Annotated in this window: 13 protein-coding genes and 3 pseudogenes; 13 read left to right on the forward strand and 3 right to left on the reverse strand. The window is 33.9% G+C overall.

What is annotated here, in order from left to right; genetic code table 11:
- Positions 1 to 194: 194 nt before the first annotated feature.
- Both ACIPKN_RS22725 and ACIPKN_RS22730 read left to right on the forward strand, forming a co-directional pair.
- A pseudogene (locus ACIPKN_RS22725) lies at positions 195 to 757 on the forward strand (isochorismatase family protein).
- A gap of 224 nt (positions 758 to 981) precedes the next feature.
- Positions 982 to 1,557 (forward strand): DUF1697 domain-containing protein, encoded by a 576-nt coding sequence (locus ACIPKN_RS22730; RefSeq protein ID WP_400940480.1) that lies wholly within the window; start codon positions 982 to 984, stop codon positions 1,555 to 1,557.
- Between the two features lie 172 nt (positions 1,558 to 1,729).
- Here the strand turns inward: ACIPKN_RS22730 and ACIPKN_RS22735 are convergent.
- Positions 1,730 to 1,993: pseudogene (locus tag ACIPKN_RS22735) on the reverse strand (IS3 family transposase); the annotation flags it as partial.
- On the opposite strand from ACIPKN_RS22735, the gene fic reads away from it, so the two are divergent.
- Positions 1,969 to 2,553: a protein adenylyltransferase Fic gene (gene fic, locus ACIPKN_RS22740; RefSeq protein ID WP_400940483.1), complete on the forward strand. Its 585-nt coding sequence runs from the start codon at positions 1,969 to 1,971 to the stop codon at positions 2,551 to 2,553. The pseudogene ACIPKN_RS22735 and the gene fic sit on opposite strands and share 25 nt — an antisense overlap.
- 521 nt (positions 2,554 to 3,074) lie before the next feature.
- On the opposite strand, the gene ACIPKN_RS22745 is transcribed toward fic, so the two are convergent.
- Positions 3,075 to 3,419 (reverse strand): phosphoglycolate phosphatase, encoded by a 345-nt coding sequence (locus tag ACIPKN_RS22745; RefSeq protein ID WP_400940485.1) that lies wholly within the window; start codon positions 3,417 to 3,419, stop codon positions 3,075 to 3,077.
- A 674-nt stretch (positions 3,420 to 4,093) separates the two neighbouring features.
- Between ACIPKN_RS22745 and ACIPKN_RS22750 the strand changes: the two genes are divergently transcribed.
- From ACIPKN_RS22750 to ACIPKN_RS22775, 6 genes and pseudogenes are all read left to right on the forward strand, one after another.
- On the forward strand, positions 4,094 to 5,164 hold the full coding sequence (locus ACIPKN_RS22750; RefSeq protein WP_400940487.1) for a DUF4085 family protein: 1,071 nt from the start codon (positions 4,094 to 4,096) through the stop codon (positions 5,162 to 5,164).
- Between the two features lie 155 nt (positions 5,165 to 5,319).
- A pseudogene (locus ACIPKN_RS22755) lies at positions 5,320 to 5,514 on the forward strand (MarR family transcriptional regulator); the annotation flags it as partial.
- A gap of 122 nt (positions 5,515 to 5,636) precedes the next feature.
- A complete protein-coding gene (locus tag ACIPKN_RS22760) occupies positions 5,637 to 5,957 on the forward strand; it encodes an ArsR/SmtB family transcription factor (RefSeq protein WP_400940490.1) in 321 nt (106 codons plus the stop codon).
- 85 nt (positions 5,958 to 6,042) lie between these two features.
- Positions 6,043 to 6,972 carry a DMT family transporter gene (locus ACIPKN_RS22765; protein ID WP_400940492.1) on the forward strand — a complete coding sequence of 310 codons (930 nt, stop codon included), beginning with the start codon at positions 6,043 to 6,045 and terminating at the stop codon, positions 6,970 to 6,972.
- Positions 6,973 to 7,749: 777 nt separating this feature from the next.
- Positions 7,750 to 8,442: an ABC transporter permease gene (locus tag ACIPKN_RS22770; protein WP_400940495.1), complete on the forward strand. Its 693-nt coding sequence runs from the start codon at positions 7,750 to 7,752 to the stop codon at positions 8,440 to 8,442.
- A gap of 417 nt (positions 8,443 to 8,859) precedes the next feature.
- Positions 8,860 to 9,603: an amidohydrolase family protein gene (locus ACIPKN_RS22775; protein ID WP_400940497.1), complete on the forward strand. Its 744-nt coding sequence runs from the start codon at positions 8,860 to 8,862 to the stop codon at positions 9,601 to 9,603.
- 168 nt (positions 9,604 to 9,771) lie between these two features.
- Here the strand turns inward: ACIPKN_RS22775 and ACIPKN_RS22780 are convergent, their stop codons facing one another.
- Complete coding sequence (locus ACIPKN_RS22780) at positions 9,772 to 10,683, reverse strand: DMT family transporter (protein ID WP_400940499.1); 912 nt, start codon at positions 10,681 to 10,683, stop codon at positions 9,772 to 9,774.
- Between the two features lie 119 nt (positions 10,684 to 10,802).
- On the opposite strand from ACIPKN_RS22780, the gene ACIPKN_RS22785 reads away from it, so the two are divergent.
- The 4 genes from ACIPKN_RS22785 to ACIPKN_RS22800 are packed head-to-tail and all read left to right on the forward strand — an operon-like array spanning position 10,803 to position 13,765.
- Complete coding sequence (locus ACIPKN_RS22785; protein WP_400940502.1) at positions 10,803 to 12,218, forward strand: aminotransferase-like domain-containing protein; 1,416 nt, start codon at positions 10,803 to 10,805, stop codon at positions 12,216 to 12,218.
- Positions 12,215 to 12,853, forward strand: coding sequence for a DUF3267 domain-containing protein (locus tag ACIPKN_RS22790; RefSeq protein WP_400940504.1), 639 nt, complete (start codon positions 12,215 to 12,217; stop codon positions 12,851 to 12,853). The genes ACIPKN_RS22785 and ACIPKN_RS22790 overlap by 4 nt, the downstream gene beginning before the upstream one ends.
- Before the next feature lie 54 nt (positions 12,854 to 12,907).
- The gene (locus tag ACIPKN_RS22795) at positions 12,908 to 13,033 is read left to right on the forward strand and encodes an HTH domain-containing protein (RefSeq protein WP_400940507.1); all 126 of its coding nucleotides are present in this window, start codon (positions 12,908 to 12,910) and stop codon (positions 13,031 to 13,033) included.
- Positions 13,034 to 13,087: 54 nt separating this feature from the next.
- Positions 13,088 to 13,765, forward strand: coding sequence for a helix-turn-helix transcriptional regulator (locus ACIPKN_RS22800; protein ID WP_400940509.1), 678 nt, complete (start codon positions 13,088 to 13,090; stop codon positions 13,763 to 13,765).
- Position 13,766: the final 1 nt, after the last annotated feature.

The raw sequence follows: 13,766 nt of genomic DNA on the forward strand, positions 1-13,766 counted from the left end.
AGGCGACTATCTCCTATAGGAAACCCAACAGATCCCCAGTTGTCCGGATCAACTGGAAATTATATCGGATAGAGCTCTTACTACTAATATACGAGGGGGTAGATAGTATGAACAAAAATTATGTTAGCGCCGTGAAACAAAAAGGGGAAATCGTCTAATTAAAGTGTTTCCTCAAATTGAAAGGGGAAAATTAATTGAATCAAGCTCTACTTATTATTGATGCGCAGCAAGAATTAATGGATGGTAATGAGAAAGAAAGGGCTGTTTTTAAGAAGGAACAGCTTATTAGAAATATCAATTTAGTCATCGAAAAAGCAAGAAAATCCAATGTTCTAGTCGTCTTCGTAAGGGATCTCGATGTTGCTGAAGGTAAAGGGAAAGGATTCGCTATTCATTTCATAATGGCATTAATGTTCCTAAAGAAGCAAGGGTTTTCGATAAAAAAGCAACGAATTGTTTCCATGGGACTGAACTGTTAAATCATTTTCGATCTCAAGAAATTAAACATGTTGTTGTAATGGGGTGCTCGACGCAGCACTGTATAGATAGCGCCGTAAGAACTGCGACTATTAGCGGTTTGGATGTCACGTTAGTTGGTGATGGTCATTCAACAGCGTGTAGTGATGTTTTTAGTGCAGAACAAATTATAAAGCATCATAACAATACACTTCATGGTCATTACAATGTCGAACACTTTTCTGTTGTTAGAAATTCGGAAGAAGACTTGTTTCATCCTACACATGATTCTTATAGATAAGAAAGAACATTCAAGGGCATTCAGATAAAATTAAATTATACAGGATCTCTTACTGGCTTGATAAGAAAAGCTTATATCTTAAATTACAAAGTAATAAAAGATATAAGCTCTTTTTTATGGTCTGTTCGTAGAAATTGTCGATTTTCTAGAGGAGAATCCTTTGAAGCAATATAAGGAAGTATCTATTATTAGTATATAAATTGTAATTCGAAAGGTGGATTTGTATGACGATTTATATTGCACTTCTTAGAGGAATTAATGTAGGCGGGTACAATAAAATAATCATGGCACAATTAAGAAGTTCTCTTGAGCAACTAGGATTACATAATGTGAAGACATATATCCAAAGTGGAAACATCCTTTTTGAATCAGAGGAAACCGAGGAGCTTTTGCATAGGAAAATTCACGATAAAATAAAAGAGGATTTTGGGATATCTAGTGTTGTTGTTATGAGGACAGCAGAAGAAATACTACAAATTGTTAGTCAAATTCCTTTTTCAAATCAGGAGATTTCACAAGCGGAGCAATCCTGTAAAGGAGAATGCTTGCATGTTGCATTGTTGCCGGCAGCTCCTTCGAAGGTCAATAGCGACATGTTTTTATCCTATGCAAACGAAAGAGAGCTTAGTGTCATTGATGGAAGAAATGTGTATCTATTATTTCATGACAGCATTCGAAACTCCAAACTCGGTAATCATCTGAAAAAGCTTGAAATTCCAGCAACTGTCCGTAATTGGAAAACGCTCATGAAACTTTCAAGTATGGTCGAGGAATTCAAACATAAGAAAAGTGAACAATGATTTTAATTCTGGCAATAAAATGGCTGAATATCCAGAAATTTCATGATTTGTTCATAAATTTTTGGGAATTATGTGGTAAACTAGTAATGTCATGGTTAACAGACGAACACGCATAAAAAAGTCTAGGTATTCACGGCACTGAGTACCATTTTTAAGACAGTAAGAAAACACCTTATTTTACAACCAGTTGACGGTATTGAACCGGCGACTGGTTGTTTAATTTCGTTTTAATTCGAATATTGTTATAATAGTAAATGTATTCTTCGACAATATTTATTACACACGCATTTGTTGTGCGATAAATATCATCGAGGTAGAACGTTTCAATTGGGGAATTATCAGCGGGCGTGCCTTTACGAGACATGCTCATGATAATTCCTTTTTCTTTGACTGCTTTCTGATACGCGTAAGATGTGTAAACAGAACCTTGAATTGAATCGTACAGAAGAACGACTTTCAAAGAAGAAAGCCAAAGATCTATACGATTTAGGAAAGATGAATGAAATAGAAGTAGGCACATTCAAGGGTCTTTCTGAAATCCATCAATATCTATTTGAAGATGTTTACTTCTTTGCTGGAAAAGTTCGAGAGGTCAATATAGCAAAAAGTAATTTCCGATTTGCGCCAGTAATGTATCTTAACCAATCTTTGAATCGCATAGATAAAATGCCACAAACTACTTTTGATGAAATCGTTGAAAAGTATGTTGAAATGAATATCGCCCATCCTTATAGAGAAGGCAACGGCAGAGCGACTAGGATATGGTTAGATTTAATCTTTAAGAAAGAACTTCATAAGGTTGTTGATTGGAATAAGATTGACAAGGAAGATTATTTACTGGCTATGGAACGTAGTCCGATTAGAGATATTGAAATTAAGCATTTGCTACAAAATGCTTTGGTAGATGAAATTAATAGCCGTGAAGTTTTCATGAAGGGGATTGATATTAGCTGTTACTATGAGGGATTTACTGAATATGACATTGATGACTTATAAAAAAGGGGCTGTTTAAATTATCTTAGGGTGACAACCTTCAACGTGTAGTAAATAGACCGAACATATTATATATAATATGTTTGGTCTATATTTCTGTTCGTAATTGGAATTGGGTGTTTGATTGGAAATTATCTCAATTATTTTTAAGGGAGATTGTGAAAAATTGTACTAACTAACGGTGCAGCATTCCTGTTTGAAGGATGATCGAGGTCTTGAAAGAAAAGGAGCCCTCTAGTATGATGCATGAGTGTCAACGACCATTGACCCATCATCAAACAAGGAGGACTCCTTTATGCATTCTAAATGGAATAATAAAATTAATCAAGAAACTGAAAATACATTCGTTATTGGTATGGATATTGCCAAGCAGAAGTAGAAGGTTACTTTAAACAGATATACCAAAGTGAAACTATAAATTTCATATCTATATTAAATGAAAATCTGAAAGAAAATGTGCAATAAAAAGAACAGCTAACAATTAAGCTAACTGTTCAAAGGGTTCTAAAAAAAGTGAATTATTATTAGGTGTTCATATCAACAGATTTTACTTGGTAATTATCTTCAGAAGTATCTACAACAGCAGATATTTTTTTATTCTCATTACCAACAACATGACCTTCTAAGTATACTTCATGAGTTGCATATTCACCTGAAGAACTAACTTCATTTATAGTAACATCGATATTGTTTTCGTTTTTAAAATGCTCAACTGTAGCTTGTATAGCTTTTTCTTTAGTATCTGACCATGCTTCTTCACTAAATTCCTTAGGCATACCTTGGTCGATAAGGAAAAAAGCTATTAGAGCTAGAGCGATAATTGTAGTACCACCAAAAATAGCTATAAATTGAATTTTTTTGTCTTTCATAAAAACTCTTACCTCAAATCATGTTTTCTTATTATTTATTAACAATAGTAATTCTACAACACGATTTTAGTTTTAACAATTAAATTTGAGTTACATAAAACTTATAATTTTGTAAGTTTTAGTATCAATAAATATACACGAGTGTTACTGAATGTAGTGTAGTGTTATACCAATCCTAATTTAGAATAATGAATTTGGAAAACCATGCTTTTATGGATAAAATCGACTGTCTTTTGCTTTTTAATACACTTACCGCAATACAATTTTTCAATTGTAGTTTTACAAAAAAGATTGAACATTTAAAACAAAATTCGATTATTTAAAATAAAGATTGATAATTGATAAGAAAGTTTGATTAAAAATCCTGTGTTGATGTGCAGGATCTTTTCTTATTCCACAATCGGGCCAGATTATGAAATTATTTAGACAGTTTAGTTCAATAAGAAATAGCAATTAAAAAAATGATATATTTAGAAATAAAGGGATGAGGTTTGCGAAATGAAGAAAATAGGAACTATCCTTTTAGTTTTGCAACGCCATCAATTAAGTATGAAGTAATCAACTACTTAAAGGTATTCTGAAGTTCAAGTCCCTTAGAGTCTAGAAGAATAAACGGAAGTATCTATTATAATATTTATTCATTATTTTTCGCTATACAACTAAAAAGGAGTGGAATGATGTTTTTCTTAACACGTGAACGACAGGAAGTATTCAACGCAGCACATACATATCCATTTGAGGAAGAGTTCGATGCTGAATTTGAAGATCATTTATATGAGCATTTAGCCGAGTATATAGATGTCTTACCACAAAAGTTTCAGTCGGGAATTATTGAACGAACTTTATTCCGAAATGATACTTTAATGGAAGAATTTGAAGAATGGTGCAATGTGACAATTGAGCAGTTCACAACTAAGAGTAATGCTATTTATGAAAAGCGTGAAGCAATTGTTGAATGCTTTAATCCGTCAGCACAAACCGTTTTTTCACAATCATTTCATGATGGTAAAATTTTAAATGCTGAGCAACAAGGAAATAATTTTACGCTTCTATTAGATATGAGTGGCGGGTTTACAGTCGAGTCAATTGTGCAGTTAGTTTTTCATGATGCACAAACAGAAGGTAATCTAGAAGGCTATTACGTGTATGACGAATTAATAATGATCGAAGGTAGCTTTGCATTACGAGTTTTATCTAGTTTTGGTAGCCCTTATGCTGAATGGACGATTTTCTTCAAAGATGTGACAGCAAAATACTTGTATCGTCCTGCAGTTTATATTGAACCGGGAGAAGTCGCTACGTGGGATGATTATGTTATTGCGCTAAACCTAGATGACAAATACTATATTGTAAAAGATATGCACTTTGTAGAGATTGATTTGGCTACTCTTTCGCAAACGGATAATGGGATTTTTGCTGGAGGGGTATTACTTGGTGATACCTTTGAGGAGGCAAGAGAGCGAATTTATTGTGCTACTTATGAAGATCCATATGCTCATTTTAGTGAGCCTATTCCGACTGATGAGTTGTTATTTGCTATGTTTGATTTAGACCAAAATATACGAGTACGTGCCTTCAACACAATTTTTGCACTAGGAGAGGATGCTGCATATATCGTTAATGATGCGCTACGTAAAGTCGATGTAAGCGCATATGAAAATATGTATTTTGGCATTATAGCAAGCCATTTCGATCAACTCGGTTGTTTAGAGGATGATGTAAAACTGAAATGGCTTAGGGAATAAGAAGAGTGCTGTTCAAAACGTTCTCCGATTGAACAGCCTTTTTGTTTTTTTTAAGCCAGTATAGCTTGAGATTTATTTTATCGTAAATTTTTTAATACCTGAAAAACATTTTTTCTTTTACTAGCCGAGCTAATAGATTATCCTACATTACTCCATTAAAGGGCGCAATGGATGAATTTAGTATTGATGATGACCAGGAAGTAATGTCTTTAGTATATATCGGTATAGCAGCAATACAACTAGAGAGAAAATGTCTTCAAGAACAAGTATGTAACAATGCTATTGGTTTAATCGAACGTGGTGCAGATCTTGAACTTTCAGAAGAAGCAGATCAAAAAGGTTATGTATAAAAGCTAGATTGCTGTATCCATTTGGTATGGGTTCTATATAGAAAATATATAGTATCTTGACAAATTGTGTTTTTTAATTAAAATTAAATATGTTTAAAACTTTAAACATAGGGGTGGGAATTATGGAAAATTTTAATTGCAATAACAAAGAACACGTTTTAGAAAAATTTAAATTATCAACCCCCATTTTCCAAGCACTTGGTGATGAGAATCGTCAACAAATCATCATTCTATTACTCACACATGATAGCCTAAACGTAAATCAATTAACAGAAAGAATAGAGCTTTCTAGACCAGCCGTTTCCCATCATTTGAAAATTTTAAGACAAGCAGGTTTAATTACTTTTAACCGGAATGGGAATGAAAAATATTATTCATTAAGTTCTAATGAGTTTCTAAAACAAATCAAAGAGCTAATTCAAACTATTGAGCAAAGCTATTGATTTGTTCTTTTTTACCAAATAATGTTCGTATGTTTAAAAACTTAAACATACGAACGTCGTTCAAAAGATTAGGAGGGTTTAAATCATGGGAAATAAAAATCAATCGAGAAACATGTATTTATTAATGCTGCTCGTTCCTTTGTTTTGGGGTGGAGCCTTTGCGACAGCAAAGCATGTCATTACGGAAGTTCCACCACTTGTTGCAGCTACGCTACGTTTTGGCATAACAGGCATAATACTCGTTACATTCATAACAATTCAGAAAGAATGGCAGTGGCAAGTAATTAGAAATCGATGGCAAGGTTTATTATTTATTGGCTTTATCGGAATTTTCGGTTATAATGCTCTTTTCTTTACGGCATTGAAGTATACTTCAGCAACAAATGGTGCGTTAATTATAGCTGCGATGCCTGTATTCACTATGTTAGGGGCAGTCTTATTAGGTAAAGAAAAATGGAATAACAAATCTGGAACAGGTTTAGCTTTATCGATGATTGGCGTAATTATTGTTATTGTCAAAGGGTCCCTTTCTGATTTGTTTTCTCTTTCTTTTAACTTAGGAGATATTCTTTTTGTCGGGGCACTTTTATGCGGAGTTATTTATGCATTAATGGGTGAATCCATGCTTAAAGGTATACCAGTAATGCTATCGAATACTATTATGATGTTATCTGGTGCTGTTTTCCTAGCGATCAGCACGGTATTTGAAGGCGGTTGGGATCAAGTAGTTAATATGTCGGTTCAAAGTTGGATTGAAATGTTTTATATGGTCGTCTGTGGGACATTGATTGGCTATGTTATTTTTAACAAGGGTGTAGAGAGCTTAGGAGGTAGTAAAGCAAGCTTGTATTTAAACTTGACGCCTATAGTCGCAACATTACTTGCAGTTATTGCGTATGGCAGCTCAATTACAGTGATACAAATCGTTGGTATGGTGATGGTGTTGGTAGGTGTTTATATTGCTACTAATATAACAAACCAAAGTAATTCAGTACGAAGTCAAGTAAAGGCTTAATAGAGAATACATAATCATTTTGAATTGGGTAAAGAAATTTAATACTTCTGTCTTAACAAATAGCCCGACTCCAAATGCTTTATTCAGAAAGACGTGCTATGCAATAAATGTATAAATTTTTCAATGTCATAAGGTAAAACCAAGATACCAGGAACTCATTAATTTGAGCCTGGTATTTTTTTTATTAGATATTTTCTCTCACTTTAAAACAAATCAAATTGTCTTTCTATCAAGACAATTTAAATCAGCGAATTTAGAACTGCTGACCAATTGTAGTTTATTACAATTAATAATTTTGTAAGGAATGAGTAAGAAAAAAGAGATGATCGATTCGTACAATTAAAGTATAGGAAAGGGGGAAATTCTATTATGGATTAAGCGTGCTAAAAAGATTATCAATTAATGTCAGCTACTCTTAAAAACATAGCTCTTTAGAGGAGTATTTCTTAAATAAACGAACGGAGAGAAAATCCATGCTTAAACTGATAGAACTAGGATGGATAAAATATCGATTATCTAACTATTTTATAGAAATAATCATTTGTATTGTGGCGACCTCCTGTCCTATTGAACTTGTGTCGTGGGGAATTAAAAATGGAAGCGGACTAATGCTATTATTAGATATTCTTGTTAAAACGACAGTGACTATTATTATAGCTATTATTTTATTACGTTTAATAATTGATAAATTCAAGAATAGTTATAGGCTGCTATTCAACATAATGAGTGTTGTTTTTATTATCATGCAATAACAAACTGAAGAGGAGAATTCGTTCTATGCTGCATTTACTGAAACTGGAAATGAAAAAATTTAACTTAGGTTGGTATGTGAAAGGGGCGATGATCGCAAACATCATGATAACTGCAGTAGTGTGTTCAGTAATTTTTATTGCGCAGAAGGAGGGGGATATACCCATTTCAACGTACGAAGAAGTTAATGTACTGATTGGTGCAAGCGTGAGGGCAACGTTTATTGTGTTTGCCTCTGTATTAATTGCGAAACTAGTTATTGAAGAGTATAAAAATAGAACAATGTTGATTATGTTCACGTATCCTGTTAGTCGCAAGAAACTGATTGCTAGTAAATTGACCTTGATTGCTTTTTTAACATTCATGACTACGATGATGTCGAATATCGTTGTTGCGGGTCTATTTTTGATCATTAATACTTATTTTCCTATCGTCCCATTTACAATAACTGCAAGCCAGTTCATAGGTGAAGCCATAAACATAGTACCTTTTGCTATTGCCGCAACAGGAACAAGTTTAATTCCTTTCTATTTTGGAATGCGTAATTATTCTGTCCCGGCTACTATTGGTTCATCTCTTCTCGTGGTAGCAATTGCTTGTGCTTATAACCCAGAAATTTCTTTGGTGACCTTCATTCCACTGCAAATAGGGCTTGGAGCAGTTGGAGTAATAATTGCGTATCTAGGTATTCGTAATATTGAAAACGTGGATGTGGTGTAACAGGAAGTAATGTAAAATAGTTCTAGATATAAATACTTGTACTTACAACAAAAAAACAAAAAGAGAGAAAGCTACTAGAAATGGGAATGATTATAGGCATTATAACAGGTGCAGTGTCGGGAATAATTTTAGTATTAATCAGTATGATATTATTTTGGATAAGCAAGAGAAAACAACAAGAGAATCAATATGCAATAGGGTTCATGGTTGCAGGTTTTATAGCGTTATTTACATCTGGAAGTAATGCTTTAAGGTATTTCTTATAAGGAATTATTTTTGGCTCAAAATAAGGATTTGTGCAAGTCTTCAACGATACGGTTGTTCTGTTTGATAAGAAAAACTTATGGATTTCCACATGAATTCATAAATTTCTTTTATGTTATTTGTTTGATAACATAAGATAAAGGAGGCGGAAAGATGAAAATTTTTGATGCACACTTTCACATTATTGATTTTAATTACCCTATTACTGAAAATCAAGGATATATACCACCTAGCTATGTTGTTGAAGATTACCAAAAAGAAACAGCGACTTATCATATTGTAGGTGGTGCAATTGTATCAGGTTCTTTTCAAGGTTTTGACCAAGATTATTTAGTAAATGCTTTAGAGAAAATGGGTTCTGCATTTTGTGGTGTTACGCAACTACCGTTTTCGGCGACAGATGATAAGATTATGGACTTACATAAAAAAGGTGTATGTGCGCTACGATTCAATGTGAAACGTGGTGGTTCTGAAGATTTATCCAAGCTCGATTATTTTGCGAGACGTGTGTATGATTTAGCTGGTTGGCATAGTGAATTATATATCGACGCAAAAGATTTGCCTGAAATTGCACCGACGATTGAAAAATTACCAGCGATTTCAATTGATCATTTGGGATTATCCGAGGAAGGCTTACCTCATTTGTTACGCCTCGTAGAAAAAGGTGTACGAGTAAAGGCGACAGGTTTTGGTCGTGTGGAGCTCGATGTAGGACATGCTTTGAAATCTATTTATGCTGTCAATCCTGAAGCGTTAATGTTCGGTACAGACCTGCCGTCCACACGAGCAAAAAGACCCTTTGCTTATGCCGATATTGAACTAATTCAAGAATTGTTTGAGGCAAGGGCAGCTGAGAAAATTTTGTATCAAAACGCGATGGATTTTTATTACAAGTGAGAGTTAGAAATCGCTAAAAGCCTTTCACAAATGTGGAAGGCTTTTATGTTGTCTGTGAGATTATTTAATAATATTAAAAAACAGACAATAGGTATAGAGCGTTAACTACACTAATACCCATTGTCAACAGTCTGTAATGATCATTGGAGCTTTTGGCAATCGAGCCAGTTAGTTTATACTGTGAGCATTGTTATTTTCTTTACGAATATCTTCTTTCTTTATGTTGGCAATAAATACACCTATTAAAGTAATCAAGCCACCAGTTATGGCAGAAAAATGCGGAACTTCACCAAGCCAAATCCATGCGATAAGAAATGCAAAAACAGTGGTTAAATAAAGCGTACTTGTTGCTTCAGCTGCCCCTGTTCGCGAAGTAACATAAGCAAGCGTAAAATATGGAATGATTGTTGGAAAGATTCCAAGATACAAAATGACTAATGTTGCATTTAACGGGGCATCCATTATTGCTTCACTTAGGCCGGGTGAGAATAGTAGCATAAAAATAGTACCTGACCAAATGGCGTACATCGTAAAGGGAATAGCGCCGTATTTTTCTAGATAACGATGTCGAAAAACAAAGTAAATACTTTCTGAAAGGGATGCTACTAAAATTATGACAATGCCAGTATTAAAAGTAAAACTTTCAGTTGAACCTCCTACAGAAATAAATGCTACACCACAAAAACCAACAAGTGAACCAACCCATCCCCATAAACCAAGCTTTTCACGATAAAAGAATACAGCTAATAAAGCCGTTAATATTGGGGTTGTTGAAACAAGTAAACTTGCAACGCCAGCACTAATCGTTTGCTCTCCATAATTTAGTGCTACTTGATACACGGTGAAACCTAAAAAGCCAAGTAATAAAATAATGGGAATGTCTTTTAACTTAGGTAAAGGAATTTTTCTAATAACTGCTATAATTATTAAAACGAATGATCCGATTAATAATCGTAAAAGTGATAAATGTTCAGGTGAATAGGCCATTAATGCCACCCGTATTCCTGGAAAAGCCGATGCCCATATTATGATTGTTATGAAATGAGCAGAAATAATTTTAAGATCTAATGTTTTTAACATGAATACACCTCGTTATCCAACCATTTAATTTTATGTTTTCAATATTAATAGGATTTTGGTAAAATTTCTCCAACAGGTTAAAATGAAAAAAACCAACCAGTTCAGAAAAGAGCGTATATATGAAAAAACCAAAATATCAATTGATTATAGATTTTATAAAAGGAAAAATTGCTAAAGGGGAGTGGGCGATCGGAAGTCCCATACCAAGTCAGCGTAATTTAGCAAAACAGTTTGAGGTTAATCGTAGTACAGTCATAACGGCATTAGAGGAACTAATGGCAGATGAACTATTAGAAGGAAAAGCAGGGAAGGAAACGGTCGTCACCAATAATACTTGGACTTTGATGGGGGCAAAAACCTCGACTAACTGGAATGAAAATGTCAGATTAGGCATTCATAAACCTAGCGTTTCGATGGTGCAGGAGATTAACGAAGCGGAATCAAATACGAATCTTATTCAATTGAGTAAAGGGGAATTATCACCAGAGATGTTCCCGTTAGAAGAGATGAAAACCATCGTTCAAAAGGTTTCGAATCAATTAACTTCGTTTGGCTATGAAGAGCCGAAAGGAAATATGAAATTACGGCAAGCCATTAGTGACTATTTAAAGGTAAGAGGGGTCGAAGCGTCTCCGGCGTCCATTCTTGTAGTTTCTGGAGCGCTACAAGCTTTACATCTAATCTCGATTGGGCTCCTAAAAAGAGCTTCGACGGTGTTGTTAGAAATGCCGTCCTATCTATACTCGTTGACTGTTTTTGAGTCAGCAGGGATGGAGTTGCAAGGATTAGCAATGGACAACGAGGGGATTATTATCGATTCAATTTATCCGACAAAGGAAAAAGGAAAAAATATTTTATATTCGATTCCGACCTTCCATAATCCAACAGGCGCTTTAATGCAAGAAGAAAGACGTGCGAAATTAATTGCATACTGTGAAAGAGAGCAGCTGCCAGTTATAGAAGATGATGTGTACCGTGATTTATGGATTGACAATCCACCACCTAAACCATTGAAAGCAATGGATCTATACGGAAATGTATTATATGTTGGAAGTTTATCGAAAACCCTTAGTCCAGGATTACGAATTGGTTGGATCGTTGGCTCGGAGTCAGTCATAAATCGATTAGCAGATTTAAAAATGCAATCCGATTATGGATCAAGTACACTTTCACAACTCGTTGCAGCAGAGTGGCTAGCTAGTAATTTCTATGATGATCATCTTAATAACGTAAGAGAACAACTTAGCATTCGTAGAAAAATTGCTTTAGATGCACTGAATAAATATTTGAGCCATTACGCTACGTGGGACATCCCAAAAGGTGGATTGTTCATATGGGTGAAAATAAAGCCTGAATTTAAAGTGAAAAAGCTATTTGAAAAAGCATTATCCAACAATATTCTTCTAAATCCCGGTAGTATTTATGCTGAAAAATCGGGACAGTTTATACGAATCTCCTATGGGTATGCCTCACTCGATGAAATGAAAGAAGGCATATTCCAATTAAGTGAAATTATAAAAGGAGGGGTTAAATGAAACTATTAAACAAATTGCCAAAAAGTAACCCAAAATTACATGTAGACTTCATTAAAGATGGCTGGATTCCGATGAAAGAACCAAAAAAATTAATAAGTGCTATTTTGTTATCTATCCCTTTAATGATTGTCGCTTCAATGATCTCTATTGGGGTAATAAATATTTTTTCTAGTATTTCATTGAGAGATTTTGGATTTGCTTCTGCTGGATTATCAATAACCATTAACTTAAGCGTTATTTTGGGAATCGTCTTACTATTAATCATTCACGAACTACTTCATTTGATATTCATTCCTAATTTTATGAAATCAGAAAAAACTTCTGTAGGGCTAACTCTGTTCGGGGGTTTTGTCATTACGGAAGAAGAAATTTCAAAATCAAGATATATATTCATTACGATTGCACCTTTTATGATACTTTCAATAATTTTCCCTCTAATTTTCAGTGCATTTGGACTTTTAACAACGACATTAAAGTTCCTGATTATACTAAACTCGATGGGATCGTCAGTTGATTTACTAAATCTTCTTCTTATAATGAAACAGGTACCGAAAAATGCAACTTTAAAATGTAATGGATCAAACACTTATTGGAAAATTGCTCAGACTGAACAAAAGGGTAAAGATAACGAATAAGTAAAAAATAGAATCATTGAAAAAGGAAGAAGAAATAAATGACAGCTCAAGAAATTGGCTGAAAAGCTTGGAGTGTCGAAACGAACTATTTATCGCGATATTGAATCACTGAATTTAGCGGGAATTCCTATAGTGAGTTATCCAGGTCAAGGTGGGGGATTGGGGATTTTAGCCAACTAAAAACTTGATAAAAAGTTTTTCTCTATTGATGATTTACAAAGTATACTAATTGGTTTGGATGCACTAAATAGTATACATACAGAAAATAATATAAATCATCTAATTACTAAAATTGTGGAAAAAGATGAGCAAACGATACTTAAAAATGCCGATATTGTCATCGACTTATCATCATGGTTCACGGATAACAGCTTTCAAGATTATGTAATACACTTTAGAAAAGTAATTAGAGGACAGTTATTAATGGCAATTGAATATCAATCAAAGTTTGGTTATAGCAAAAGAACAGTAGAACCATATATACTACTATTCAAATACTCATCGTGGTATCTATATGCTTTTTGTTTGGAGAGGAATCAGTTTCGTTTGTTTAAACTTAACCGTATTTTGTCTTATCATATTTTGACTGAACAGTTCATTGCCAAAGAACACGAAATTTCAGATTCAAGCCTCTTTTTTGAAAATAACTATTTTAAGGAAAATGATACTTTGTTTGACGTTGGACTGCAATACGAAAAGGAAGATGAAGCTTTTTTAATGGATAAGATAGGGGTACAAAAATTTCAATTTCATTCAAACAGCGCAACGATTACATTTAAAACTTCCGATGTATCGTGGGCCATTGATTTCGTCATTCATTTAAAAGACAAAGTGAAAGTGCTTGAACCTCCTTTTCTAGTAGATGAAATTAAAAACACCATAAAAAAAATAAGTAATTTTTATGAAAGTTGAC

Source organism: Lysinibacillus sp. NPDC086135 (assembly GCF_044746345.1).
Taxonomy (GTDB): Bacteria; Bacillota; Bacilli; order Bacillales_A; family Planococcaceae; genus Lysinibacillus.

Bases quoted from the DNA above. Each gene is read 5' to 3' on its own strand.
- ACIPKN_RS22730 (WP_400940480.1), top strand. From the start codon at position 982: ATGACGATTTATATTGCACTTCTTAGAGGAATTAATGTAGGCGGGTAC.
- fic (WP_400940483.1), top strand. From the start codon at position 1,969: ATGTGTAAACAGAACCTTGAATTGAATCGTACAGAAGAACGACTTTCA.
- ACIPKN_RS22745 (WP_400940485.1), bottom strand. From the start codon at position 3,419: ATGAAAGACAAAAAAATTCAATTTATAGCTATTTTTGGTGGTACTACA.
- ACIPKN_RS22750 (WP_400940487.1), top strand. From the start codon at position 4,094: ATGATGTTTTTCTTAACACGTGAACGACAGGAAGTATTCAACGCAGCA.
- ACIPKN_RS22760 (WP_400940490.1), top strand. From the start codon at position 5,637: ATGGAAAATTTTAATTGCAATAACAAAGAACACGTTTTAGAAAAATTT.
- ACIPKN_RS22765 (WP_400940492.1), top strand. From the start codon at position 6,043: ATGGGAAATAAAAATCAATCGAGAAACATGTATTTATTAATGCTGCTC.
- ACIPKN_RS22770 (WP_400940495.1), top strand. From the start codon at position 7,750: ATGCTGCATTTACTGAAACTGGAAATGAAAAAATTTAACTTAGGTTGG.
- ACIPKN_RS22775 (WP_400940497.1), top strand. From the start codon at position 8,860: ATGAAAATTTTTGATGCACACTTTCACATTATTGATTTTAATTACCCT.
- ACIPKN_RS22780 (WP_400940499.1), bottom strand. From the start codon at position 10,683: ATGTTAAAAACATTAGATCTTAAAATTATTTCTGCTCATTTCATAACA.
- ACIPKN_RS22785 (WP_400940502.1), top strand. From the start codon at position 10,803: ATGAAAAAACCAAAATATCAATTGATTATAGATTTTATAAAAGGAAAA.
- ACIPKN_RS22790 (WP_400940504.1), top strand. From the start codon at position 12,215: ATGAAACTATTAAACAAATTGCCAAAAAGTAACCCAAAATTACATGTA.